The sequence below is a fragment of the Janthinobacterium amylolyticum genome (genome assembly GCF_051380655.1).
GTDB lineage: Bacteria > Pseudomonadota > Gammaproteobacteria > Burkholderiales > Burkholderiaceae_D > Janthinobacterium.
In genome coordinates, this window is the sequence record NZ_JBNYXL010000001.1 from 540,502 (window position 1) to 566,294 (window position 25,793).

At 64.8% G+C, this 25,793-nt stretch carries 21 protein-coding genes; 9 read left to right on the forward strand and 12 right to left on the reverse strand.

Features of this window, described 5'->3' with window-relative positions; genetic code table 11:
- Positions 1–163 precede the first annotated feature (163 nt).
- On the forward strand, positions 164–1,951 hold the full coding sequence (locus tag ACQ4WR_RS02540; RefSeq protein WP_102299175.1) for a GGDEF domain-containing protein: 1,788 nt from the start codon (positions 164–166) through the stop codon (positions 1,949–1,951).
- Between the two features lie 78 nt (positions 1,952–2,029).
- On the opposite strand, the gene ACQ4WR_RS02545 is transcribed toward ACQ4WR_RS02540, so the two are convergent.
- From ACQ4WR_RS02545 to ACQ4WR_RS02565, 5 genes are all read right to left on the reverse strand, one after another.
- Entirely contained in the window at positions 2,030–2,449 is a 420-nt protein-coding gene (locus tag ACQ4WR_RS02545) for a DUF6386 family protein (protein ID WP_146012563.1), read from the reverse strand.
- Between the two features lie 35 nt (positions 2,450–2,484).
- Positions 2,485–2,961, reverse strand: coding sequence for a DUF4262 domain-containing protein (locus tag ACQ4WR_RS02550; protein WP_436485382.1), 477 nt, complete (start codon positions 2,959–2,961; stop codon positions 2,485–2,487).
- A gap of 116 nt (positions 2,962–3,077) precedes the next feature.
- Complete coding sequence (locus ACQ4WR_RS02555) at positions 3,078–4,469, reverse strand: tetratricopeptide repeat protein (RefSeq protein ID WP_436485087.1); 1,392 nt, start codon at positions 4,467–4,469, stop codon at positions 3,078–3,080.
- A 217-nt stretch (positions 4,470–4,686) separates the two neighbouring features.
- Positions 4,687–5,316, reverse strand: coding sequence for a 3'-5' exonuclease (locus ACQ4WR_RS02560; RefSeq protein ID WP_436485089.1), 630 nt, complete (start codon positions 5,314–5,316; stop codon positions 4,687–4,689).
- A 119-nt stretch (positions 5,317–5,435) separates the two neighbouring features.
- Entirely contained in the window at positions 5,436–6,686 is a 1,251-nt protein-coding gene (locus ACQ4WR_RS02565; RefSeq protein ID WP_102299135.1) for an Hsp70 family protein, read from the reverse strand.
- 356 nt (positions 6,687–7,042) lie between these two features.
- Between ACQ4WR_RS02565 and ACQ4WR_RS02570 the strand changes: the two genes are divergently transcribed.
- Positions 7,043–8,146, forward strand: coding sequence for a LacI family DNA-binding transcriptional regulator (locus tag ACQ4WR_RS02570; protein ID WP_436485091.1), 1,104 nt, complete (start codon positions 7,043–7,045; stop codon positions 8,144–8,146).
- Positions 8,147–8,349: 203 nt separating this feature from the next.
- Here ACQ4WR_RS02570 and ACQ4WR_RS02575 read toward each other — a convergent pair whose 3' ends face one another.
- Positions 8,350–8,823: a YidB family protein gene (locus ACQ4WR_RS02575; protein WP_308410654.1), complete on the reverse strand. Its 474-nt coding sequence runs from the start codon at positions 8,821–8,823 to the stop codon at positions 8,350–8,352.
- A gap of 209 nt (positions 8,824–9,032) precedes the next feature.
- On the opposite strand from ACQ4WR_RS02575, the gene ACQ4WR_RS02580 reads away from it, so the two are divergent.
- The 3 genes from ACQ4WR_RS02580 to ACQ4WR_RS02590 all read left to right on the forward strand — a co-directional run bounded on the left by ACQ4WR_RS02580 (position 9,033) and on the right by ACQ4WR_RS02590 (position 10,633).
- Positions 9,033–9,245 (forward strand): hypothetical protein, encoded by a 213-nt coding sequence (locus ACQ4WR_RS02580; RefSeq protein WP_102299139.1) that lies wholly within the window; start codon positions 9,033–9,035, stop codon positions 9,243–9,245.
- Between the two features lie 9 nt (positions 9,246–9,254).
- Positions 9,255–10,085: a hypothetical protein gene (locus ACQ4WR_RS02585; protein WP_436485093.1), complete on the forward strand. Its 831-nt coding sequence runs from the start codon at positions 9,255–9,257 to the stop codon at positions 10,083–10,085.
- A 74-nt stretch (positions 10,086–10,159) separates the two neighbouring features.
- Complete coding sequence (locus ACQ4WR_RS02590) at positions 10,160–10,633, forward strand: DUF6328 family protein (protein ID WP_102298829.1); 474 nt, start codon at positions 10,160–10,162, stop codon at positions 10,631–10,633.
- Between the two features lie 22 nt (positions 10,634–10,655).
- Here ACQ4WR_RS02590 and ACQ4WR_RS02595 read toward each other — a convergent pair whose 3' ends face one another.
- Together ACQ4WR_RS02595 and ACQ4WR_RS02600 are read right to left on the reverse strand one after the other, a co-directional pair.
- Positions 10,656–11,114 (reverse strand): DUF421 domain-containing protein, encoded by a 459-nt coding sequence (locus tag ACQ4WR_RS02595; RefSeq protein ID WP_102298831.1) that lies wholly within the window; start codon positions 11,112–11,114, stop codon positions 10,656–10,658.
- Between the two features lie 42 nt (positions 11,115–11,156).
- Complete coding sequence (locus ACQ4WR_RS02600) at positions 11,157–12,068, reverse strand: LysR substrate-binding domain-containing protein (protein WP_436485094.1); 912 nt, start codon at positions 12,066–12,068, stop codon at positions 11,157–11,159.
- 102 nt (positions 12,069–12,170) lie between these two features.
- Between ACQ4WR_RS02600 and ACQ4WR_RS02605 the strand changes: the two genes are divergently transcribed.
- From ACQ4WR_RS02605 to ACQ4WR_RS02615, 3 genes are all read left to right on the forward strand, one after another.
- Complete coding sequence (locus tag ACQ4WR_RS02605) at positions 12,171–13,187, forward strand: aldo/keto reductase (RefSeq protein ID WP_436485096.1); 1,017 nt, start codon at positions 12,171–12,173, stop codon at positions 13,185–13,187.
- Positions 13,188–13,206: 19 nt separating this feature from the next.
- Positions 13,207–13,623 carry an SRPBCC family protein gene (locus tag ACQ4WR_RS02610; RefSeq protein ID WP_436485097.1) on the forward strand — a complete coding sequence of 139 codons (417 nt, stop codon included), beginning with the start codon at positions 13,207–13,209 and terminating at the stop codon, positions 13,621–13,623.
- Between the two features lie 317 nt (positions 13,624–13,940).
- Positions 13,941–15,158 carry an MFS transporter gene (locus ACQ4WR_RS02615; protein ID WP_102298836.1) on the forward strand — a complete coding sequence of 406 codons (1,218 nt, stop codon included), beginning with the start codon at positions 13,941–13,943 and terminating at the stop codon, positions 15,156–15,158.
- 39 nt (positions 15,159–15,197) lie between these two features.
- Here ACQ4WR_RS02615 and ACQ4WR_RS02620 read toward each other — a convergent pair whose 3' ends face one another.
- From ACQ4WR_RS02620 to ACQ4WR_RS02635, 4 genes are read right to left on the reverse strand one after another with little or no spacing between them, the layout of a single operon-like run.
- Complete coding sequence (locus ACQ4WR_RS02620; protein ID WP_436485099.1) at positions 15,198–15,605, reverse strand: hypothetical protein; 408 nt, start codon at positions 15,603–15,605, stop codon at positions 15,198–15,200.
- A gap of 11 nt (positions 15,606–15,616) precedes the next feature.
- Positions 15,617–16,132, reverse strand: a complete 516-nt coding sequence (locus ACQ4WR_RS02625; RefSeq protein ID WP_436485101.1) for a hypothetical protein — start codon at positions 16,130–16,132, stop codon at positions 15,617–15,619.
- A 34-nt stretch (positions 16,133–16,166) separates the two neighbouring features.
- Positions 16,167–17,708 carry a hybrid sensor histidine kinase/response regulator gene (locus tag ACQ4WR_RS02630; protein WP_436485102.1) on the reverse strand — a complete coding sequence of 514 codons (1,542 nt, stop codon included), beginning with the start codon at positions 17,706–17,708 and terminating at the stop codon, positions 16,167–16,169.
- A gap of 11 nt (positions 17,709–17,719) precedes the next feature.
- The gene (locus tag ACQ4WR_RS02635) at positions 17,720–18,538 is read right to left on the reverse strand and encodes an alpha/beta fold hydrolase (RefSeq protein ID WP_436485103.1); all 819 of its coding nucleotides are present in this window, start codon (positions 18,536–18,538) and stop codon (positions 17,720–17,722) included.
- Positions 18,539–19,898: 1,360 nt separating this feature from the next.
- Here ACQ4WR_RS02635 and ACQ4WR_RS02640 point away from each other — a divergent pair.
- Positions 19,899–25,790, forward strand: a complete 5,892-nt coding sequence (locus ACQ4WR_RS02640; protein WP_436485104.1) for a non-ribosomal peptide synthetase — start codon at positions 19,899–19,901, stop codon at positions 25,788–25,790.
- The last annotated feature ends 3 nt before the right edge of the window (positions 25,791–25,793 follow it).

Below are 25,793 nucleotides of genomic sequence, written 5' to 3' on the forward strand. Positions count from 1 at the left end.
TCTTCTTTACTATCGGCAACATGTTCATGGCCCGCCCAGCGGCCGTGCCGACCGCCGCCCATGCCCGCCTATGCACACTCTCGCCCTCCCAACCACCGCGTCCGCGCGTGACGCCGCGACGCCATCGAATGTGGCCTACCTGAAGACGCCGCCTGCCGGCGCCATGAGCATCGAAGGGACGGACGCCTTGCACGACATCCTGGCCGGCCGCAAGCTGAGCGCCCTGTTCCAGCCCATCATCCAGATGCAAAGCGGCGATATCATCGGCTACGAAGGCTTGATACGGGGACCGTCCGACAGCCCCCTGCATGCGCCCATGAATCTGTTCAAGGTGGCGCGCGCGAATGGCCTGACCCTGGAAGTGGAACACCTGTGCCGCCAGGTGGTGCTCGAACGCTTTGCCGAATTGCAGCTGCCAGGCAAGCTGTTTCTCAACGTTAGCCCGGAATGTCTGCTGCTGCGCAATGCGCGCCATGGCGAAACCCTGGAATACATCGAGCATATCGGCATCAATCCGGACCGGGTCATCATCGAGCTGACGGAAAACCAGCCCACCTATGACTATGAACTGATGCGCGAGGCCGTACTGCACTACCGCAACATGGGTTTCCAGATCGCCATCGACGACCTGGGCGAAGGGTTTTCCAGCCTGCGGCTATGGTCGGAGCTGCGCCCCGAATACGTCAAGATCGACATGCATTTTATTCAGGGCATCAATAATGACCCCGTGAAACTGCAGTTCGTGCGCTCGATCCAGGAAATCGCGGAAAAGTCCGGCACCCTGGTGATCGCCGAAGGCATCGAGGCGCAGACGGAATTGCTGGTCTTGCGCGACCTGGGCGTGGCGTTTGGCCAGGGCTATCACCTGGGCCGTCCCAACATGGTGCCGGCGCGCGCCTTGCCCGCCGAAGTGATGCAGGCGCTGGGGCGCCATGGCGTGGCCGTGTATCCGCAGCGCAGCAGCCTGGAAAAGAATGGCGCCAGCATCCGCAAGCTGCTGCACCGGGTGGCGGCCGTGTCGCCGGAAAAGAACAATAACGAGGTCTACGATATTTTCCTGAAGGAACCGAAGCTGATGATCATTCCCGTCGTCGACGACGGCGTGCCGCTGGGCCTGATCAGCCGCTTCGAGATGATCGACCACTTCGCCCGGCCTTATCAACGCGAACTGTATGGCAAGAAATCGTGCAGCCTGTTCATGGATGCCAATCCCCTGATCGCTGACCATGAAACGAGCTTGCAGGAACTCAGCTACACCATGGTGCAGTCTGACGCCCACCATTTGTTCAACGGCTTCATCATCACCGAGCACGGCCGCTACCTGGGCATGGGCACGGGCCACGACCTGATGCGCGAAATCACGCAGATGCAGATCAACGCGGCCCGCTATGCCAATCCGCTCACGCAGCTGCCCGGCAATGTGCCCATCAACGAACACATCGACCGCTTATTGCACAGCGGCAGCCGCTTCTGGGTCTGCTATTGCGACCTCGACCACTTCAAGCCCTTCAATGATGTGTACGGCTACCGCAAGGGCGACGACGTGATCCAGCTGACAGGTGAAATACTCAGCAGCCATTGCGACCCGAACCGCGACTTCATCGGCCATATCGGCGGCGACGATTTCATGATCCTGTTCCAGAGCGAAGACTGGGAAACGCGCTGCCAGGCCATGCTGGACGACTTCGCGGCCGCCATCCTTGCCTACTACAGCACGGGCGACTGCGAGCGGGGCGGCTATATCAGCGAAGACCGGCAAGGCAAGAAAGTATTCTACTCCCTGATCAGCCTGTCGCTGGGCGTCATCAAGGTGGAAGCGCACCAGTACTACACGCACCACCAGATCGCCACGCGGGCGGCGGAAGCGAAGAAACAGGCAAAGAAAATCCACGGCAACAGCCTGTTCCTGGACCGGCGCCAGGGCATGGGCCTGGCGCGCATGGATGCGTAGCCGGCCTGGTTTTTGCGCTGCATGCCGAGCGGCATGCGGTCTTGGCCGCGAGACGCCAGGCGCAATCGAGCGCCGGGTTCAGATGCGCACCAGCTCGCTGAAGGCATTGACGCCGCGCGCATCCGGCACGAGTGCCAGGCGGATGCAGGCGCCATCGCGCCGCGCCTGCACGCGGTAATTGCCGGCAGGTACATCGAGGAACAGGCCGCCGCACGCCGCGTCCGGCTCCAGCCCGCCGCCCGTCACGTCTTCCCCGGCACCGATGTAGATGCGGCCCGACACCACGGCCAGGTGCACGCTCGCGGCGGGCTCGGCAATTTCCGTATGCAGTTCCAGCGCATACGCGCCATCGCCGCCCACGTTGAAGAACGCCGCCTGGCCCGCATTCACGGCCGCCAGCTCGGCGCTGGGCATGCTCCACCAGTCGCAATCGTCATCGAGTTTGTGGCGCAGGACGGCCGGGTCGAACACGCACAGGGTGGCTGTGCCGGTGCTCACGGTGCAAGGGCGCCCGGCCAAAGTTGCGGCCGGCATCAATCCTCCGACGGTGCCGTCCCCAGCAGGGGTTGGGCCGCGACATATGCGGCGGCGGCATCGGTATCCCAAGGAAAATGGCCGTCGCGCGACGGCCAGACGATCTGGTACAAGGTAAAGTCATTGCCCTCGTAATACCAGCGTGCGTAGCCGACATAATCGCGGTACTGCGCTTGCGGCACGCGCACGAAGGCGCAAGCATGGCCCTTGAGCAAAAGGTCTGTCGTCTGCGTAAAATCCGCGATGCTGCCGCTGCGCGCGGCGTCGAGCGCCAGGTCGAGGATCTGCATGGCCGTGGCATACGGCAAGCCCATGATCAGGAACTCGGGCAGGCCGAAACTGTGATAGGCGCCAATGGTGAAGGCATAGCCGGGGCCTTCCTCGTCACCGCTGATCTGCACGCCATGCCAGCCATGCGTGGCGATGTCGTCTATGACTCTTTGCTCGGATGCATCCTCACCTGCCAGCCTTACCATACTCAACCTTTCAATGTGCCGAAAAATGGGCAGGCAAACAGGCCGGCAATCAAACCGGACTGTGACATGCCCAAAGGCAATTATCGCATGCAGGGCGCGCGCACGGCAGCGGCGCGTCAGTCGCGCGGCAAGGGCGCGGGCGCCACATGCGCCTGGCGCCACAGCCGCGCCCGCTCCTGCGCAGCCAGCAAGGCGTCCGGTGCCAGCTTGCCGGCCGCCGCTTCACGGGCGCTGGCCGCCGCGCTGTCGCCGCCTTCGGCCGCCAGCGCCAGCCACATGTAGCCGCACACCCTATCCCTGGGCACGCCGCGGCCGCCGTTATACATGCCGCCCAGGTTGTACTGGGCCAGGGCATGGCCCTGCTCGGCCGCGCGCGCATACCAGTGCACGGCCAGGCCGTCATCCTGCGGCACGCCATGGCCATTCGCATACATCACGCCCAGATTGTTTTGCGCGCTGGCGTCGCCCTGCTCGGCGGCCGTGCGGTACCAGCGCACGGCGCACGCATGGTCGCGCGCCACGCCATGGCCGTTGGCATACATGACGCCCAGGTTGAACTGGGCATTCGCCGCGCCCTGGGCCGCCGCCCTGGCATACCAGTCCAGCGCCTGGTGCAAGTCGCGTTCCATGCCGCGCCCGCTGGCAAACATGCCGCCAAGATTGTATTGCGCCATGCAATGGCCCTGCAGGGCGGCGCGCCGGTACCAGGCGACGGCACGGGCTTCGTCCTTGTCCACGCCCAGGCCACGCGCCAGCATCACGGCCAGGTTGAACTGGGCATCCGCATCGTCCTGCTCGGCGGCGCGCTGCAGCCAGGCGTAGGCGCGCAGCTGGTCGGGCGCCACGCCCAGCCCTTCCGCATAGGCCACGCCCAATTGCCGCTGCGCCACGGCCAGGCCCTGGGCCGCAGCCTGGCGGAACCACGCCACGGCCTGTGCATCGCTTTGCGGCACGCCCTGGCCCCGCTTGTAGACCAGGCCCAGGTTCAATTGCGCCTGCGCATCGCCCTGCAAGGCGGCCTTGCGGAACCAGGCCAGCGCCAGCGCATCGTTCTTTTTCGCCCCCAGCCCCTGCGCATAGGCTTCGCCCAGCAGCGACTGCGCGCTGGCCACGCCCTGCTCCGACGCGCGGTAAAACCAGGCCAGGGCCAGCTCGTCGCTTTGCAGCACGCCGCGGCCCTTGCGGTACATCTGCCCCAGGTTTTGCTGCGCGGAGGCATCGCCCTGCGCAGCGGCCCGGCGAAACCACAGCACCGCCTCGTCGTCGCTCTGCGCCACGCCGCGGCCATGGTAGTACAGCGCGCCCAGATGGTTTTGCGCAAACGCCAGCCCCTGCAGCGCGGCCAGGCGCAGCCAGACAAAGGCGCGCGCGTCGTCCTGCGCTACGCCTTCGCCCTTCTTGTACATCAGCCCCAGATTGAACTGGGCATAGACATTGCCCTGCTCGGCCGCCGTGCGAAACCAGATATAGGCCTGATGGCTGTCTCTGGCAATATGGTGCTTGTCCATGTGCGCCCCCATCTACATTGCGCTTGCCGGCAGCGCGCGCAAAACGGCGGCCTGGGGCGGCGTAGCGTGTGTTGCTTAAATTTTAAATTCGATGCGGGGAAAGGACTTGAGCGAACTCAAAGGAAATAACAAAATTACATCGTTTTGATGAGCCCGCTTCGAGGGGAAACGGGCTATTGCACGCCAGAACTGGCGCGCGGCTGGCGCGGCTGAAAAATCAGCGGCGCGACGGGTGTTTTTGCAGGAACTGCGGCACCTTGGCAGCGGCCAGCTTGTTCAGCGACACGAGCAAGTCGGCGTCGACATCGGCGATGCCATAGTTGCTGCGCAAGTGGCGGCCGATATGGATCAGCACTTGCGCCGCCACTTCCGCATCGGACTCGGCCCTGTGGGCGGCGCTCTTGAAAGCGATGCCCAGCTGGCTGGACAGCAAGCCCAGCTTGTAGCTGGACATGCCGGGAAACACGCGACGCGACAGTTTCAGCGAGCACACAAGCGACTGGTGCGCCGGCGCCAGGTTCAGGCGGGCGCTTTCCGCGCGCAGGAATTTCTCATCGAAGCTGGCGTTGTGCGCCGACAAGGCATCGCTGCCGATAAAATCCAGCAACTGCGGCACCACGTCGGCCACGGGCGGCGCCTTGTCCACCATCGATTGCGTGATGCCCGTCAAGCCCGTGATGAACGCGGGAATGCGCGCATTGCAGTTGATCAGGGTCACGTAGCGGTCCGTGATCTGCCCGCCCTCGATGCGCAGCGCCGCCACTTCCGTGATGCGGTCGCCCATGTCGGGCGACAGGCCGGTCGTCTCGAAGTCGATCATGACGATCGGTTTGTCAAACACATGCATGGAGCGCTCTTTCTTAGGTGCAACGATGGGAATATCGATAAAATGCGCAGGGCAAGGCGCCGCGTTGCAGACAGTACACTAGGACGGCAAGGCGCGGCAACGCCGCCATGCGCATTTTATCAGCCGAACTTGCGCACGGCGTCCAGCGCCAGACCGGCACCAATGCTGCCGAACAGATCGCCTTCGACCTTGCGGGCCGCCGGCACCAGGGCCGCGATCTTTTCACGCAGCAAGCGCACGCCGCTGGAGCCGCCCGTGAAGAACACGGTATCGACGGCTTCCGGCGCCACGCCCGCGTCGCGCAGCAGGCGCAGCACGGTTTCTTCCACGGAACCGCACAGGTGGCCGATGGCTTCGTCGAATTGCGTGCGTTTCAGCAGCAGGCTTTGCGCAGGCGACAGGCGGTCCAGCTCCAGCTGCACTTCGGCCGCGTCGGACAGGGCGATCTTGCCCTCTTCCACTTTCATGGCCAGCCAGTGGCCGGCGCGCTCGTCGATCAGCTTTTGCAGGCGCCCCATCTTGTCTTGCTCGCGCGCATCGCGGCACACGTCGGCCAGCTGCACCCAGATCTTCTTGGTGTAAGCCAGGTTGATGGTGTGCCAGGTCGCCAGGTTGAAATAGTAGCTGGACGGCACTTCGCTATTATTGTTCAGGCGGCTGCCATAGCCGAGCAGAGGCATGACGGAGGACAGGCTCAGGTATTTGTCGAAATCCGTACCACCGATGTGCACGCCGCCCGTGGCCAGGATATCCTCGCGCCGTTCCGTCTTTTTCGCCCGCTCGGGCGACAGGCGCACCAGCGAAAAGTCGGACGTACCGCCGCCGATGTCGGCGATCAGTACCAGCTCTTCCTTGTCGATCTGCGACTCGTAGTCGAAGGCGGCGGCGATCGGCTCGAACTGGAACGCCACATCCTTGAAGCCGACGGAACGGGCCACTTCGGCCAACGTGTCTTGCGCCAGCTGGTCGGCTTGCGCATTGTCATCGATAAAGAAGACGGGACGGCCGAACACGGCGGACGAGAATTCGCGCCCGGCGGACTGCTCGGCGCGGCGTTTGACTTCGCCAATGAATTGCGCCAGCAACATGCGGAACGGCAGCGCGCGGCCGCCCACTTCCGTCTGCCCGTCGATGAGACTGGTACCCAGCAAGCTTTTCAACGAGCGCATCAAACGCCCTTCATAGCCGGCCAGATAACCGGCCAGCGCCGCGCGGCCAAAACTGACTTCCTCGTCTTCCGCATTGAAGAAGACGACGGATGGTAAGGTTGTCTTGCCGTCTTCCAGGCCTAGCATCGTGCTCTGCCCGGGACGCGCCCAGCCTACCGTGGAATTTGACGTGCCGAAATCGACGCCGCAAGCATTGGCCATGTCGACCCTTCCCTGAATAAAGGGGCGTTATGTTATCAGAAGGCACGCCTTTGCACTAGCCATCCGCAAAGAAAAAGACAGAGGGCCGTGCAATTAACTTGAGCTTGCCCAAAGGCAAGCTCTCGCTGGCACCGGACGGGCACCTGCGGCGTGTGGCGACCACTTCGCCATGGCGCACGCAATGGCGGGCGCGGCAGGCGTACCACTTGCCAATTAATCATATTTTTTGCAACATGGATAAGAAAACAGTCTTGCCACTCGGCAATCTTTTACGCTATGCTCAATCTCCCGTCCTGGCTGCCACAAGCGGCCGGGCCTGCAGGAATACTTTGAGACAGGTTGCTTGCCAGACCAATATGCGAAAAAAGAATACTGTAGCCCGGATCATCAGCAGCACCGCCGCACCGCGCCCCTTGCCTGCCGCGGCACGGCGCGTCACCTCCTATGACGTGGCCCTGCTGGCCGGCGTGTCGCAGTCGGCCGTGTCGCGCTGCTTCAAGCCCGGCGCCAGCATCTCGCCCGCGACGCATGCCAAGGTCATGCAGGCGGCCATCAGCCTCGACTACATCCCCAACGCGGCCGCGCGCAGCCTGATCACGCGCCGCTCGAACCTGGTGGCCGTCATCATTTCCAACCTGGCCAATCTGTACTATCCGCAAGTGCTGTCCGACCTCAGCCAGCAGATCGCCCGCCAGGGCAAGCGCCTGCTGCTGTTTACCCTGGAGCGCGAAGCCGATATCGGCAAGGTCCTGAGCGACGTGTGGCAGTACCAGGTCGATGGCGCCATCGTGGCCGCCGGGCTGTCCGACGAGCAGATGGCCGAGTTCGGCCGGCGCGAAGTGCCGCTGGTGCTGTTCAACCGCAGCCCGCGCGGGCACGCCGTGCATGCCGTGTTGTGCGACCAGGCGGAAGCGGCGCGCCTGCTGGTGTCGCGCCTGGCCGAGGCGGGCCATCGCCAGTTCGCCATTATCGACGGCCCCGGCGACTCGGCCGTGGCGCAGGAGCGCAAGGCGGGCGTGCTGGACCGGTTGCTGAGCCTGGGCTTGCCCGCGCCCATCGTCGTCAGCGGCAACTACGATTACGCCAGCGGCGGACGCGGCTTGCGCAAGGTCATCGATCGCCTGGGCCGGGTGCCGGACGCCGTCATCTGCGGCAACGACATCATGGCCATTGGCTGCCTGGACACGGCGCGCCACCAGATGGGCATCCAGGTGCCGCTGCAAATGTCGGTGGCCGGTTTCGACGCGCTGGAAGCGTCTGGCTGGCTCAGCTACGACATCACCACCCTGCGCCAGCCCGTGCAAAAAATGGCCACCGATGCCGTCGCCATGCTGGGCGAACTGATGGAGCGGCGCGGCGGCAGCGCCGAGCGGCGCCGCTATTGCTCGTATCTGGTGGAGGGCAGCACGGCCAGGCTGACTGGCGCCCCCCTCCATTTCGGCATGATGGCCGCGGCCTAGAACGCCTGAGAAAAATGCCCGTGGCGTTGTTGCCCCTGGCGTTGTGGCTGGGTTTCGCTCACTTTTGCCGTACTCGTCGCACTGTCTTCGGCACGGCGCCTGGCAATGGGCGTTTTGCAGGCATTCTTGCTACGTGAATGTTCTTGCCGCATAAAAAAACCTCGCATCGCTGCGAGGTCTTTTTGTTTGGCGTGTGCGGGGAATCAGCCGAAAATCTTGCCCTTCAGCATATTCAAGCCCTGGCTGACCAGGTCATTGCCTTCCGGCACTTGACCGTCCGGTGTCAGCTTGTCGATCAGCTGGGGCAGCAAGGCTGCCAGGCCGCCCGACGCCGCGTCCGGGGCGACGCCGGCTTTTTCGGCGATCTGAGTGATCGTGTCGGTGCCCAGGGCATCCTTGATCTGCTCGCCGGATACGGGCGCGTTCGCGCCGGTGCCGATCCAGCTGGCCACCTGGTCGCCGAGACCGCTTTCCTGGAATTTTTGCAGCAAGCCAGGCAGGCCGCCGTGCTGGTTGACCAGTTCCATCACACTGGCCATCAATCCCGATGACGCCTCGCCATCCGCACCCTTGTTGCCCAAAGCGCTCATCGCCTGTCCTGCAAGTTGATCTAGCAAACTCATCATAATCTCCTGAACGCTGTCAAAGTAAGGCCGCACGCTGGCGGCGCCAAACATGGCGCAGATTATTCTCCGCCATGGAAAATCATTATACTATGAATAATAACAATGCTATAATTGCAATTTCGAGGCAAGCGCAATGACAGGCACAACTGTTGAGCCACCCACCTCCATCATATTTACTTCGGCATAACATGCAAGCGTAAATTGACGGTCCACAAAAACGTGTAGAATAATTTTTCCTACTTACTGAGGAGTATCAAGATATGAACATCAATAAAGCGGTAGACAAGGCCTACGAGAAAAAGACGTTCAAGGAAATCGCCGATGCCCCCGTCGATGCGCTGCAAGGGGTGAGCGAGAAGGATGCCGAGCTCCTCAAGCAAGCGTTCAATGTCAAGACCGTGCGCGACCTGGCGAACCTGAAGTATGCCAAGTGGGCGCGCGCCATCGTGACCCTGGCCGATACGGAAGAATAAGACCGGGCCATGCCCAAGGCAATCGAGCCAGCACAACCCGCCCCTGACGGCGGGTTTTTACCTTCTGGCCAGCCGGCGCCTGGCAAGCCGGTAGCCGCCATGAGCAGCGCCCTGACCCTGCCCGGCATCTGCTGGCCTTTGCACGCAAGCACGGGCGATCTGGCCGTGACCAGCCCGCACATCACCGGCCATTTTCACGCGGGCGCGGGGCTGGACGCCACCATCGGCTGCGATATGCAGCCGGCCGGCAAGTTTCGCAACGGCGCGCCACGCCACTGGTGCCGCACGCACCAGTGCTACTGGGGCACGCTGGCCGACCTGGCCGACCTGGCTGGCCCGCAGGCACAGCAGACGCCGCGGCGCTGCCGCCAGCATGCCAGCCCCATGGGCTATATTCTGTACCCCGAACTGTTCGACCCCGCGCAATTCCACGCCACCAGCGTGCGCCTGGGCGCGGACGGCTTGCTGCAATTGCGTGCCAAAGCCGACCTTGGCGGCGCCCTGCATGCGCGCGATCTGGCCGTGCTGGCCATCGATTGCCGCGCCCTGCCCGGCCTGTTTCATCCCGACATCGTGCAACTGAACATCACGCCGCCCGCCGCGCAGGCCTTCGCGCTGGCGCTGCAAGCCGGCGCGCCGCTGGGCTGCAGCGACTGCACACGCTGCGGCCATCCGCACCTGGACCTGGGCGATTTCGCGCTGGCGCCGCACCGCCGCCATACCTGCGGCCACTGCGGCCACGACGCCAGCCACAGCGCCACCGCCATCGTTTCCAGTCCCTTGTGGCGGCTGCGCGAGTTTGCCATGCGCAATCCCCAGCGTATCGCGCAATGTTTCTGAAGGTGCGCCCGCCCACAGTCAGCCTTGCCTCTGCAGCGTAGACTGGCTACCTTGACCATCACGAGGACCACGCCATGCCGCACGCTCACCCCAGGGACGACGATGACCAGTCAGGCGAGGAAGGCGACCTGTCCGACCTGCTGAGCGAACTGCGCATCCTGCTGCCCGGCGCCCAGATGCTCACCGCCTTCCTCATCATCCTGCCCTTCAATGGCGGCTTTGCAAAGATCGTGCAGGCGGAAAAGGTCGTCTTCCTGCTGACGTTTTTCCTCTCCATGACGAGCCTGGTCCTGCTCAGCGCACCGGCCATCCAGCACCGCGTCATGCGGCCCCTGCAGGACCGCGAGCGGTTTAAAAGAGTGGCCGACCGTATCATGATGTGCGGCGCATTCTCGCTGGCGCTGGCGTTTATCCTGGGGACGAACCTGGTGATGTCGGAAGTCTTCGGCCATATCGCCGGCATCATCGCCGCTGTGCTGATGGGATCGCTCATCATCTGCATGTGGTGGTGGCTGCCGCTGCACCTGAAACGCCACCGGGATATCTGACGCGGCCGCCTGACGAGGCCGCTTACTTTTGCAAAATGGTGATCTTGCCATCCGCTTCCAGGAACGCGCATTTCATGTCGGCCAGCGGGCAGTCCGCCTCGCGCAGCGCCTGCTCGACATCGCCGCCGGCCACGCGGCATTTCTTGACGACGTCATCGAAAATCCGCCCGTCGCGCCCCAGCAGCACGGGCGTGCCATCCACCAGGTCGGCCAGCTTGCGGCTGCGCGACGTGATCCACGCAATCAGCATGTTGAGGCAGATCAGGGTCAGGGCCAGTATCAGGCCGGCAGGTACGGAATCGTCGCCGCCCGACAGGGAATTCGATACCGCCTCGCTCAGCAGCATGACGACCAGCAGGTCGAAGGGCGTGAACTGCCCCACCGTCCGCTTGCCCGTCATGCGCACCATCAGCAGCAAGGCAAGGTAGATGATGACCGCGCGCACAACCAGCTCCCACACCGGCACTTGCATGGCAAACATGGCAATCCTCCCAATAGATGATTGCCTTATTTATACGTCTTTTTACGCGGCGATGGCCACACCGCTGGCCTGCTCCAGCAAGGTTGCGCGGAAGATGCCCACCAGCGGACGCAAGTTGACCTTGTGCCAGGCCAGCCACAGGGGCGTACGGTAGCTGAACCATGGCAACTCGCGCACGACAACGCCGGCCGGCGCGTGCTGGCGCAGGCTGTGCTGGATCATGACCATGCCCAGTCCGGCCGCCACCAGGCCCAGCGCCGTCAACGGCTCCGTGGCCTGCAGGCGAATATCGGGCGTAAAGCCGGCGCGGGCGCAGGCGGCGATAAAATTGTCGTGCTTCAGCACGCTTTCCTTATGCAGCACGGCAATCCACTCCTGGCCTGCCAGGTCGTCCGGGGTCAGCTCGGCCGTGGCCGCCAGCGGGTGTGTCTCCGGCAAGGCCAGCAGCATGGGATCGCTCAGCACTTGCGCGCAATCGAGGTCGGGATCGTTCGGCAACGGCGGTTCGCACAGCAGCGCGATATCCAGGCTGCGCTGGCGCAAGCCCTCGATCTGCTCGGCCGAATGCAGGTTGTACAGGGCAATATGCACCTGCGGCCGCGCGGCGCGCAAGGTGCGCAAGCCGTCCGGCAAGACGCCCGCATGCATGGCATTCTCGATATAGCCGATGCACAGCCCGCCTTCGTCGCCACGGCCCAGGCGCTTTGCCAGCGCTTCCAGACGATTTCCGTGGGTAATGAAGGCGCGCGCCTCGGCCAGGAAGGTATGGCCGTCGCGCGTCAGGCGGATGCGTTGGGCGCTGCGTTCGAACAGGGTCAGCCCCAGCTTGTCTTCCAGCTGGGCGATTTGCCGGCTCAGCGGCGATTGGGAAATATGCAGGCGCTCGGCGGCGCGTCCCACGTGTTCTTCTTCGGCGACGGCGATGAAGTATTGCAATTGACGCATGTCCAGCATATCAGACCTTTCAGGACTCAAGTTGCGCCAATTATGTCTTGGACAGGCTTAACTTGTCCAGCTATTCTGTTTTCACTCTTCCCAACATTGAAAGAAAACACCATGACAATCAAACACTTACTGACGGGCAAACTGGGTTTCGGCACGGCGCCGCTGGGCAATATGTTCCGCAACATTCCTGAAGAAGAAGCAATGGCAACGGTCGACGCGGCCTGGGACAGCGGCATCCGCTATTTCGATACGGCACCGTTCTATGGCGCCGGCCTGGCCGAACTGCGCCTGGGTGCCGCCCTGAAACAGCGCCGCCGCGACGACTACATCCTGAGCACCAAGGTCGGCCGCCTCATCCTCGACGAACTGGAAGACCCGGCAGCGCGCGAACTGGGCGAAAAAGGCGGACTGTTCGAATTTGGCCGCAAGAACAAGATCGTCGACGACTACTCGGCCGACGCCACCCTGCGCTCGATCGAGGCAAGCCTGAAGCGCCTGGACACGGACCACCTCGACATCGTCTGGGTCCACGACATCGCCCAGGATTTCCACGGCGACAACTGGCTGGCGCAATTTGAGGCGGCCCGCACGGGCGCCTTCCGCGTGCTGACCCGCCTGCGCGAAGAAGGCGTCATCAAGGCCTGGGGCGTGGGCGTGAACAAGGTGGAACCGCTGGAACTGCCCCTGGACCTGGCCGAAGCCCAGCCGGACGCCTTCCTGCTGGCCGGCCGCTACACCCTGCTTGACCATGAACGTGCGCTGCAGCGCTTGATGCCTGCCGCCGCGAAACAGAATGTCGACATCGTCGTCGGCGGCCCCTACAGTTCGGGCATCCTGGCCGGTGGCGCGCACTTTGAATACCAGAAAGCCTCGCCCGAGATCATTGCCAAAGTGGAACGCATCAAGGCGATTGCCGCGCGCCATGGCGTCAGCGTCAAGGCCGCTGCCCTGCAATTCTCGCTGGCCAACCCCGCCGTCGCCGCCGTGATCCCCGGCGCCAGCCGTCCGGAACGCCTGGCCGAAGACCAGCAAGCGCTGAACAGCGTCATCCCCGCCGCCTTCTGGCAAGACATGCGCGCCGAGCAACTGGTGTCGGCATTCGCGCCCCTGCCAACGGGCAGCAACTAATACAGAAAGGAATACCCTCATGGCGCACACCACCACCTCCATCGACATCGCCGCCACGCCGGCGCAAGTGTGGCAACTGATCGGCGGCTTCAACTCGCTGCCCGACTGGCTGCCGTATATTCCCAGCAGCACCTTGAGCGCAGGGGGCCGCATCCGCCACCTGGCCAACCCGGCCGGCGACGTCATCGTCGAGCAACTGGAAGCGTATGACAACACGGCCCGCAGCTACAGCTATTCCATCCTGCAGGCGCCGTTTCCCGCCAGCGACTACTTGTCGACCCTGCAAGTGAGCGCGATTGCCGACAGTCAGCACGCCAGGGTCACGTGGTCCGGCCGTTTCACACCCGTGGGCGTGAGCGATGAGGAAGTCACGCAACTGTTCCACGGCATCTATGTGGCGGGGCTGGAAGCACTGCAGCAAGCATTGGCCAGGTAACAGGCAAGCAGGACCATTTCCGCCACAGCCGGGCTTTCTTCCCGTCCCTGTGGCGGAATCGCGCAGATTCCGTGTTATCGTTAACAACAAGGGCATTCCTTGTGGTGTGCAGTGCAGCAGATTTTTGCCATCGCCCAGCACATCTAGCCCGAATCTCTTACAATGTTGTCTGTGGGCAGCTCTTCTGGCCCGAAATGCGGGGCGCTTGCCCGCCCCTGCCTTTCTTCACTTCGCATCCGGTGGCGCGTTGCCACCCCTGCGGCTGAGCCACAGCACGCAACTTCACCCGGTCTCACCCTTACCCAACCAATAAGAACATGCACGCCTCCGTAGATCCCCTGATTCCGCGCGTCACCGCGCCTTTTGGCGCTGGATACGCCGACCTGGCCCTGGCCATCGGCGGCCTCGCCATCGGCACGGGCGAATTCGCCTCCATGAGCATCCTGCCCGTCGTCGCCGACGACCTGGGCACCACCTTGCCACAGATGAGCCACATGATCAGCGCCTACGCGCTGGGCGTGGTCATCGGCGCGCCCCTGATCACCATTTTCCTGGCGCGCATGCCGCGCCGCTTGATGCTGATCTGCCTGATGCTGATGTTCGCGGGCGGCAACTTGCTCAGCGCCATCGCCCCCAACTACGGCTTGCTGGTGGTGGCCCGCTTCGTCGCCGGCATTCCGCACGGCGCCTATTTCGGCGTGGCGGCCCTGGTGGCGGCCGCCCTGGCCGAACCGGACAAGCGGGGCCAGGCCGTGGCCAGGGTCCTGATGGGCTTGACGGTGGCCAATATCTTCGGCGTGCCGCTGGCCACGTATATCGGCCAGACCCTGGGCTGGCGCTCGGCCTTTTTGCTGGTCGCCGCGCTGGGCTTGCTGACCATGCTGATGGTGCGCATCTTCGTGCCCATGGTGGCCGCCGGCGACTCCAGCCCGCGCCGCGAACTGGGCGTGTTCCGCCGCCTGCAAGTGTGGCTGACCCTGCTGATGGTGGCGATCGGTTTCGGCGGCATGTTCGCCGTCTACACGTTTATTACGCCAACCTTGCTGGAAGTGACGAAAGTGTCGCCGCTGGTGATTTCCGTCTTGCTGGCCATTATCGGTATCGGCATGACGGTAGGTAATCTGATCGGCGGCTGGCTGGCCGACCGCTCGCGCCTGTGGACCATCTTTGGCGTGCTGCTGTGGAACGTGGCCGCGCTGGCCGCCTTTACCTATACCAGCAGCAATGTCTGGCTGACAGCCATCAACCTGTTCGCCATCGGCGCCGGCATCGCCGTCGCCCCCGCCGTGCAGACGCGTCTGATGGACGTGGCAGGCGACGCGCAAACCGTGGCCGCCGCCCTCAACCATTCCGCCTTCAACATCGCCAACGCGCTCGGCGCCTGGGCCGGCGGCATCGCCATCGCCATGGGCATGGGCTTGCGCTCGACGGGCTGGGTCGGCGCCATGCTGGCCTGCGGCGGCATCGTCGTGCTGGGCATTTCCGTACTCGTGGAAAACCGCAGCCGCAATGTGGGCGGCGCACAGCCGGCCTGAGCTTGAGTACGGCGGCCGCGTGTCCGGGCCGCCGCCGCTTTACGCTTCAAGCCACAGGAGCACGGCTTTGCCCGGCGTCGCGCAGCGCTGCCAGTTCGCTTGCAACTCCAGCAGAAAGCCCGCCAGGTCGAAGGGATTGACAGCCGACCCCGCCCAGGGGGCCATCGCTGACCACGCCACTGCAAGCTCGTTCACCTCATCGGCGGCCAATTCGCCCAGCGCTTGCGCCATATCCTCCCTGAACATGCACAGATCGCGCCCGGCGATGTTTGCGGGCAACAGCGCGGGCGCGGCCGAGCCGGTCAGCAACAGCGCCAGTGAGGCGAAATCGAGTTCGCCCGGCAAGCTGATGCCGGTGACGGGAAAAGCGTCAACCGCCTCCGTCCAGCTGGCACACGCGCGCATGGCCGGCAGGGAACAGACAAACATATCGACTTTTTTCATCATGCGCTCAAGCATCAGCCCACATCGTGCCCGTTCGACGTCGCGCGGGAATAGCGCTGCTCAAACTCGGCGACGCTGTCCGCCCCTGCCCACAGGCCGGCGAGGTACGCGAATTCCCGCTCGAACGGCTGCACAAATTCAGGCACGTCCGTCGCATACTCGCAATTGCGGCTCAGCATGACCAGCCAGTCGGGATAGGCGAGCGCCAGATACAGCCGGGTCAGGATGACGTCGAGCGACTGCACGCTTTCGCGCCCCGCCAGATAGGCATCGCGCAGCTCCACCAGATATTTGCCAGCCAGAAATTGCTCCGACAGCCATTGCGTGCTTCCGTAGCGTTCAATGATGGCCTCGACCAGCGGCAGCGCCTCGTCTGCGCCGCGCGCGCTGGCCAGCAGGACGATATCCAGATCGTCGCCTTCCTGGTCCAGGCGCAGGCGCTCCACGGCCCAGTCGACACAGCGGTCGGGCTGGCCGTAGCCGTGGCGCAGCTGGAAATACGCCTGTTCAAGTTCTGACAATTGGTGCATTGCATTTCATCCAGGAATCGTGACGGCCACGACCTTACGTCAACTGCAGCATTTTCTGCAACACCGCATCGAGCTCATAAAAATCCACGGGCTTGGTCAGGTGCAGATCGAAGCCTGCGTCGGACGCCATCTTGCGGTCCCTGTCCTGGCCCCAGCCCGTCACCGCCACGAGGATGGCCAGTTCACCGCATGGCAGCTCGCGCAAGAGGCGCGCCACGTCGTAGCCGTTCATGTGCGGCAAGCCGATGTCGAGCAGGATGACGCGCGGCATGAAGCTTTGCGCCGTTTCAATACCAGCGGCGCCGTCGCAGGCCGTGCGCACTTCGTAGCCGAGGATGTCGAGCGCCAGCGCCAGGCTTTCGGCGGCGTCGGCGCTGTCGTCGATGACCAGCACTTTCCCTTCGCGCGTGCCGGCCAGCAGGCGCCGGTTCACCTCGGGCGGCGGCGCCAGCGGCACGGCCGGCAACGGCAGGCGCAATTCGAAGGTGCTGCCCCGCCCCACGCCATCGCTGTGCGCGCTGACCGTGCCACCGTGCAGTTCGGCCAGCCCGCGCACCAGCGACAGGCCGATGCCCAGGCCGCCCTGGGCGCGCGACAGCGCCGGTTCCAGTTGCGAAAACATGTCGAAGACGGTGTCCAGGTGCTCGGCAGCGATGCCGATGCCCGAGTCGCGCACGGTAATGTGCACCTCGTCCGCCGTGCACGCCACATTCAGCCAGATGCTGCCATCCGGCGGCGTGTACTTGACGGCATTGGTCAGCAGGTTGGCGATCATCTGCCCCAGGCGCGTGGCGTCGGCATCGAGCCAGATGGCGTGCGGCCACTGCGCCACGTGCACCTCGTGGCCGGCTTGCGCCGCCATGGCCGCCACGCTGTGCAGGGCCGCTTCCACCACGGGCGCCAGTTCCACGCTGGCGCAGCGCAATTCCAGGCGGCCCCGCGTGATGCGCGACACTTCCATCAGATCGTCGACCAGGTGCGTCATGTGGCCCACCTGCCGTCCCAGCACGTCGCGCACCCAGCACAATTGCGGGTCGTCCAGCTGCGCCAGGCGCAACACTTCCAGCACGTTGCGCATGGGCGCCAGCGGGTTGCGCAGCTCATGCGCCAGGGTAGCCAGGAACTCGTCCTTGCGCCGGTCGGCGGCGGCCAGCTGCTCGTTGAGCTCGCCGGCCTCCCTGCGCGCCAGCTGCAGCTGCTGCTCGTATTTGCGGCGGTCGCTGGCGACAAAGACGGCGATCTCGTCATAGCGCACGCCGCCATGTTCGCGCCGCACGGCGTTGAACAGCATGGGAATCGATTGCCCCTGGCGCTGGCGCATGTCGAGCAGCACTTCCGACACGCTGCCCTGCACCTGCATCAGCGGCAGCCAGTGCGTCTGATGGAACACGCGCCCGCCGATGGTCAGCAAGTCCTGCAGCGTCTTCTTGCCGATCAATTCGCCGGCACCATAGCCGAGCCAGCCGCAAAAGGTGGCGTTTGCCTGCACGATGGTGCCGTCGCTGGCACACAGCAGCAGGCCGCAGGCCGCGTGCTGGAACAGGGTTTGGGCGTCGGGCAAAAAAGGCGTGGACATGGAGTCGCGCATCACAGGTGCAGGCCGTCGAGAAAACGGCGGATGGCGCGGTAGCTGGCGTCGGGCGCGCTCATGTGCGGGCAATGGCCTATATTCTCGACCACCTGCAGGCTGCTGGACGGCAGCATCGCATGCAGGTAATCGCCCACCGGCCGCGGCGCGATGAAGTCGTCGCTGCATTGCACGATCAGGGCCGGCGTGGTGTTACGCGGCAGGATGGCCCGGTGGTCGGACAGAAAGGTCGCCTGGGCAAAATGCCGGGCGATGGCCGGGTCGGTGCGGCAAAAGCTGCGCGTCAGGTCTTCGCCCAGCGCCGGCTGCCCGGGCGCGCCCATGATGGCGGGCGCCAGCGTGCCGGCCCAGCCCAGGTAATTGCTGTCCATGGCGCTGAGCAGATCGTCGATGTCGGCGCGCGTAAAACCGCCGCGGTAGCCAGTGGCAGGTTCATCTATATAGCAGGGCGATGGCGCCAGCATGACTTGGGCGGCGAACAGCTCGGGCGCGGCGATGCTGGCCAGCAAGCCGGTCATGGCGCTGACGGAATGACTGATGCACACCACGGGACCGCCGGTGGCATCGGCCACGGACGCCACCACGGCGCGCAAGTCGTCCGCGTAGCCGTCGAGCGTCGCGTAGCGCCGCGTGTCGTAGGCGGCCAGGTCCGACTGGCCGCTGCCCACCAGGTCGAACAATACCGTACGGTAGTGCTGGCGGAACTGCGGTTCCAGGTAGCGCCACATTGTCTGATCGCAACCGAAACCATGGACAAACACCAGGGTCGCCGGCCCTTCACCAGCGACACGGACGTTGTTGCGAATCTGAATATGCATGCCCACCCCGTTCACTTGTTTCCGCAGATTGTTTCCGCAAAAATACATTTCTTATTAAATTTCTACGCAAGAATACCCCAGCCGGCCACAATGCGCCACCCTTGAGCCCGCATCAGCCACGTGCGCTTCCTCGTGGCGACAGCACGCCAGCCCGCCATCGCCTTTCTGCCAAGTGACTTTCATTTTAATAGTCACTGTCATTCCGGCATGCAGCTTAATCCCGCGCCCAGCTCCGCACATAATCCAAAACCAGGCAGATCCGGCCGCGCAGATAATGCCTGTCGTCAATACGGCAGAAAACTCACAGATATTCACACCCCGCCATTTCATTTAAGCCTAAAGCATTTTTATGCGCAGATGGCGGCCACTTCATGAAAGTTAGCGATTCCGCCTTTCGACATTCATATTTTCCGCCTCATCACATACCATAGTTTTGATAGTAAATATCTACCGAGTCACATTAAATTATTTTATTTTCATATGCGCTTTCCTTATTTTGCAATTTGAATATAGGAAATCACTTATATCAAAAATGAATGATGAAGATGATAATTTCCGTGAATATATGGAAACGATGTTTAATACTTAAGCAATTATTAAATTGCTGACTATTGGTATCTTTTTCTGCGATCAGGCGACTGTGAAATGCCGAATGCATAGGGCTTGCGACGCTTCGCAACAACATTCAGACCGGCAGCGTGCCACAACTAGAATGCACTTAGCCCCTGTCACGATCGTAAATTTTGCTCATCCACATTATGACAGAATTTTTCATTAATATTTCATACATTTCAGTACATTATTTCATCATTATGAATATTTAAAATATTTTCCATGCTTTTGATAATTACTAAAAATTACAAGTAGTTAACATGGTTTCATGGCTGACATCTGCATCTATTATCAATTTACCCACTGTCGTAACCCTGCCTTATTCTCGTGCACTGCACCATTTTTTTCCACCCCAGTATTTCTCCATCGCCGCATCGCTGCAGCCCGCATTAGGGCTTGCGCAGCTGCTAAATAATTCTTATCGGCAAGCCAGTCATTGCACCAGGATTGTGCATCCGCGTGACCGTCCGGATATTCACGTGCCGATATAAGCACCGTTTCGCGGCCTCACCGAGATTAGCAAAACAACCTTGATCATGGCGCCCGCCCGTGCGCACGAATAATCGAAAACTTAGCCAAAAAATCATTATCAGGCCCAAGTGTTGTTATTAAGTTGAAAACACCAAGATGCCCGGGAAATGAAAATCCCGATGCTATATTCGCAACGCTGATTTCCCGCCCCGATCCCGTACCAGCCTCTTTTGGCACGGACCGGACTGACTCACCGCCCCATTTTTCGGTGTACACCATGGCTCTGACAGACTATTTCGACACTCTTCGGCTAAGCCGCCAGGCAAGTGCCACGCCTGGCCCCGGCCTTCTCCCCGCCCTGACGCAGGAGCAGGCCGGCATCTGGCGCCAGCATTTGCACGGCGCCCCCGTCCTGCTGGAACTGCCCGGCGAACGATCCCGCCCGGCCCGCCAAAGCTGGCGCATGGGCAGCGTGCCCTTCGCCCTCGATACGGATACCGCCTCGCGGTTGCGGCAACTGGCTCAAAGGACCGGCACGCAGGTGCCGGCCGCGCTGCTCGCCGCCTGGAGCGCCTTCCTGTGCCGTCTCAGCGGCCAGCAAGACCTGGTCATCGGCGTGGCCGGGCATGGCGGCATGGCGCCGCTGCGTTTGCGCCTCGACGACGCCAGCACGGGCCACAGCCTGCTGGCGCAGGCCGCTGCCGCACTGGCCATGGCCGAGCGCCACCCCGTGTGCCTGGCGCAGCTGACCGAAACGCTGCAGCCGCCGCGCAGCGAGAGTTTCCACCCGCTGTTCCAGGCCGTGCTGGCCTACGGTTCGCGGGCGATGGCAGAAGCGCAGGAAACGCCGTTCGACCTGGCGCTGGTGCTGGCGGACGCCAGCGGCGATGGCCGCCTTGCGGGCCGCATCGACTTTGCGCTGGACCTGTTCGACGCGGACGGCATCGCCGGCTGGGCGCAGAATTTCCAGCAGCTGCTGCGCTCACTGCTGGCCGATCCCGCCCTGCCGCTGGTGCGACTGGACCTGCTGCCGCCCGCGCAGCGGCAGATGCTGCTGCACGACTGGAACGCCAGCGGCCTGACCCTGGGCCAGCTGCGCAATGCGCACGATTTCGTCGATGCACAGGCGGTCCGCACGCCGCAGCGCACGGCCATCGTGCATGGCGGCCATCGCGTCAGCTACGGCGAGCTGGCGCGGCGCGCCGACGGCGTCGCCGCGCGCCTGCTGGAACTGGGCGTGCAGCCGGGCGACCTGGTCGGCCTGCATTTGCACCGCGGACCGCAACTGGTGGCCGGCCTGATGGGCATCCTCAAGGCGGGCGCCGCCTACGTGCCGCTCGACCCGGCCTATCCGGCCGAACGGCTGGCCTTCATGCTCGACGATTCCGGCGCGCGCCTGGTGCTCGGTGAACACGCGCTGCAGGCGCAACTGCCAGCCGGCGCGCGCACATTCGTCGCCATCGACGACATCGCCGAGCGGGCGGTGGACGCGCCAGCCGTCAGCGTGGCCGTCGATCCCGCCTCGCCCGCCTACGTGATCTACACGTCCGGCTCCACTGGCCGCCCCAAGGGCGTGCTGCTGCCGCACCGCGCGCTGGTGAATTTTTTCGGCGCCATGCTGCACCAGCCGGGCATGACGGACGGCGACACCATCTGCGCCGTGACCACCCTGTCCTTCGACATCGCCGTACTGGAGCTGCTGCTGCCGTTCACCGTCGGTGCCACCGTCGCCATCGCCGACACGGCCACGGCGGCCGACGGCCTGGCGCTGGCCGAACTGATCGACGCCTGCGGCGCCACCCTGGTGCAAGCGACGCCCGCCACCTGGCGCATGCTGCTCGATTCGGGCTGGAAGGGCCGCCACGGCTTGCGCATCATCAGCGGCGGCGAGCCGATGACGCGCGAACTGGCCGATGGCTTGCTGGCGCGCGTGGCCCAATTGTGGAATCTGTACGGTCCCACCGAGACGACCATCTATTCGACGGGCGAACAGGTGCTGCCCGGCGATGGCCTGATCACCATCGGCAAACCGGTCAGCAATACCCAGGTCTACCTGGTCGACCGCCATTTGCAGCCGGTGCCCGTGGGCGTGCCCGGCGAACTGCTGATCGGCGGCCTGGGGGTGGCCATCGGCTACCATGCGCGGCCCGAACTGACGGCGGAAAAATTCATCGCCGATGCGTTTTCCGGCGCGCCGGGCAGCCGCCTGTACCGCACGGGCGACCTGGTGCGCTGGACGCGCGACGGCCGCCTGGACATGCTGGGCCGCATCGACAACCAGGTCAAGCTGCGCGGCTTCCGCATCGAACTGGGCGAAATCGAGGCCGTGCTGGCCAGCCATCCCGCCTGTCGCCAGGCGGTGGTGGTGTGCCGCGAAGACCGTCCCGGCGACAAGCGCCTGGCCGCTTACGTGCGCGCCGATGCCAACATGACGCAGGCGGACGTCGCCGCCTTCATCGCCAGCCTGCGCGCGCAGCTGGCGCAGGCCGTGCCGGCCTACATGGTGCCGCCCGCGTTCGTGCTGCTCGAGCAGTTTCCCATGACGCCAAACGGCAAGGTCGACCGCCGCGCCCTGCCCGTGCCTGGCCGCGCCGCGCTGTCCGGACGCCAGGTGGAAGCGCCGCTGGGCCTGCAGGAAATGCTGGTGGCGCGGCTGTGGCGCGAACTGCTGGGGCTGGAACAGGTGGGCCGGCATGACGATTTCTTCGAACTGGGCGGCCATTCGCTGCTGGCCGGCCAGCTGGTGTCGCGCCTGCGCAAGGCCAGCGGCACGGCCCTGACCCTGGGCCAGCTGTTTGGCGCGCCCACGGTGGCCGGCCTGGCCGCCCTGCTCGACAGCGCGCCCGCCGGCGCCGTCCTGCCGCAGCTGACGGCACAAGCCACGCCCGCCGGCGAACAAGTGGCACTGTCGTACACGCAGCAGCGCCTGTGGTTCCTGAACCAGCTCGACGCGGCCGCCGGCGCCGCCTACCACATGCCGGTGGCGTGGCGCCTGCGCGGCCCGCTGCAGGCCGATGCGCTGCGCCTGGCGCTCGACGCCCTGCTGCGCCGCCATGCCATCCTGCGCACGCATTTCGGCGCCAGCGACGGCGTGCCGCACCAGATAGCCGGCGCGCCGTTCGCCTTCCCCCTGCGCCAGGCGGACATTTCCCACCTGCCGCCAGGCCAACGCGAGGCGGCCGCCGCAGCCCTGCATGCGCAAGAAATCGCGCAGCCCTTCGACCTGGCGCGCGGCCCGCTGCTGCGCGCCCTGCTGCTGCGCCGCGCGGCCGACGAGCACGAGCTGCTGCTGGTGCAGCACCACATCATCAGCGACGGCTGGTCGCTGGGCATCCTGTGCGGCGAACTGGCGGCGCTGTACGCGGCCTTCAGCGCCGACCTGCCCGACCCGCTGCCGCCGCCCGCGCTGCAATATGCCGACTACGCGCGCTGGCAGCGCCATGCCGCGCATGCGGCGCCGCTGCAGGTGCAGCAAGCGTACTGGCGCGCGCAGCTCGACGGCGCGCCAGCCCTGCTGGAGCTGCCGCTCGAGCATCCGCGTCCCGCGCGCCAGAGCTACCGGGGCGCGCGCCTGGCCTTCGCCCTCGATGCGCCGCTGGCCGAAGCGCTGCGCCGCCTCAGCGCCCGCCATGGCGCCACGTTGTTCATGACCTTGCTCGCCGGCTGGAGCGCGCTGCTGGCGCGCCTGGGCGGCCAGGATGACATCGTCATCGGCACGCCCGTCGCCAACCGTCCGCTGCCCGAACTCGAAGCGCTGCCGGGCTTTTTCGTCAATACCCTGGCCCTGCGCGTGCGCCTGCACGGCGACCCCACGGTGGCGGAACTGCTGGCACGCATCCGCGCCACGGCGCTGTCGGCCTACGAACACCAGGACCTGCCGCTGGACCAGGTGGTCGATGCCGTCAAGCCCGTGCGCAGCCTGGCCTACAGCCCCCTGTTCCAGAGCGTCATGGCGCTCAACAACACGCCGGCGCCGGACGGCGACCAGCTCCTGTTCGACCCGCGCCCGCTGCCGCTGCCGCAGGCCAGCACGCACTTCGACCTGTCGCTGCTGCTCGACGACGACGGCCAGCATGTGTCCGGGCATATCGAATATGCGAGCGATTTGTTCGAGCATGACGGCATCGCGCGCCTGGCTGCCAGCCTGCAGGCCGTGCTGGCGGCCATGGCGAGCGACGAGACCATGGCCCTCAGCCGCCTGCCGCTGATGGATGCGGCGGCGCGCCGGCAAGTGCTGCTGGACTTCAACCGCGGCACGGTCGCGCCCACGCTGCAGTCCACGGTGCATGCGCGGTTCGAGCAGCAGGCGGCGCGCACGCCGCAGGCGCCGGCCCTGCGCCACGGCGCGCGCAGCCTGACGTATGCCGCGCTCGACGCGCAGGCCAACCGCCAGGCGCACGCCCTGCTGGCGGCCGGCGTGCAGCCGGGCCAGCGCGTGCTGGTGCTGCTCGAACGCAGCGATGCGCTGGTCTCCACCTTGCTGGCCATCCTCAAGGCCGGTGCCGGCTACGTGCCGGTGGAAGCGAATTGCCCGCCGCAGCGCCTGGCGCATATCCTTGCCGACGCCGCGCCGGCGCTGGTAGTCAGCAGCACCGCGCTGGCGCAGCGCCTGCCGGCCGGCGGCCCGCCGCTGCTGCTGGTGGAAGCGGGCGTGGAACTGGTGCAGGGCTTGCCCGATACCGCGCCTGCCGTCAGCGGTATCGATGCGACAGCGCTGGCCTACGTGATGTATACCTCGGGCTCGACGGGCATGCCCAAGGGCGTGATGGTCGAACACCGCAACATCGTGCGCCTGGCCGTCGACAGCGGTTTCGCGCCGCTGGCCAGCGGCGACCGCGTGGCCCATTGCGCCAACCCCGCGTTCGACGCCGCCACCTGGGAACTGTGGGCGCCGCTGCTGAACGGCGCCTCGGTGCTGGTGCTCGACCACGACACCGTGCTCGATCCCGCCCGCTTCAACCGCGCGCTGGTCGATGGCGGCGTGACGGCCCTGTGGCTGACGGCGGGCCTGTTCCATGAATACGCGGACGCGCTGGAAGAAGCGTTCGGCGGCCTGCGCTGGCTGCTGGCCGGCGGCGACGTGCTCGATCCGCAGGTGGTGGCGCGGGTGATGGGCAAGGCGCATCCGCCGCGCCAGCTGCTCAATGGCTATGGCCCGACGGAGACGACGACGTTCGCCACCACCTATGCCGTGACGGGCGCGCCGCACGAGGCGCGGGCCATTCCCATCGGCCGGCCGATCGGCAACACGCAGGTGTACCTGCTCGATCCGCTGGGCCAGCCCGTGCCGGTGGGCGTGCCGGGCGAACTGCATATCGGCGGCGACGGCGTGGCGCGCGGCTACCTGAACCTGCCGCAACACAGCGCCGAGCGCTTCATCGCCGACCCGTTTTCCCTGCAGCCGGGCGCGCGCCTGTACCGCAGCGGCGACCTGGGCAAGTGGCGCGCCGACGGCACGATCGAATTTGCCGGGCGCAATGACTTCCAGCTGAAGATCCGCGGCTACCGCATCGAGCCGGGCGAGATCGAGACGCGGCTGGCCGCCTGCGCCGGCGTGCGCGAAGCGCTGGTGCTGGCGCGCGAGGACAACCCCGGCGACAAGCGCCTGGTGGCTTACCTGACGCTGGCCGTCGGCGTCGACGTGGCCGGTTTTGACGTGGCCGGCGTGCGCGAAGCGCTGCGCGCCCAGCTGCCGTCCTACATGCTGCCATCGGCCTTTGTCGTGCTGGAACGCTGGCCGCTGAACGCCAACGGCAAGGTGGACCGCCATGCCTTGCCCGACCCGGCCGGCGTGACCGCGCCGGCGACAGCTGCCGTGCCCCTGTCGGCCGAGCAGGAGGTGCTGGCGCAGCTGTGGCGTCCCCTGCTGCGCCTGGCCAGGGTGGCGCCCGACGACAGCTTTTTCGACATCGGCGGCAATTCGCTGCTGGCGACGCGGCTGGTGGCGCGCATCGGCCAGCACTACGCCATCGATTTTCCGCTGCGCGCCATATTCGACTCGCCGCGGCTGGCGCAGATGGCCGATGCCGTCGCGCTGCAGCTGGCCAGCCAGCATGCGGACGCGCTCGACGAACTTCTCAAACAACTTGACAACCTGAGCGACGAACAGGCCAGCGCGCAATTGCAGCATGCGCCCGCGCCCGCCGGCAGCTCGCCTATCCTGGGATGATGA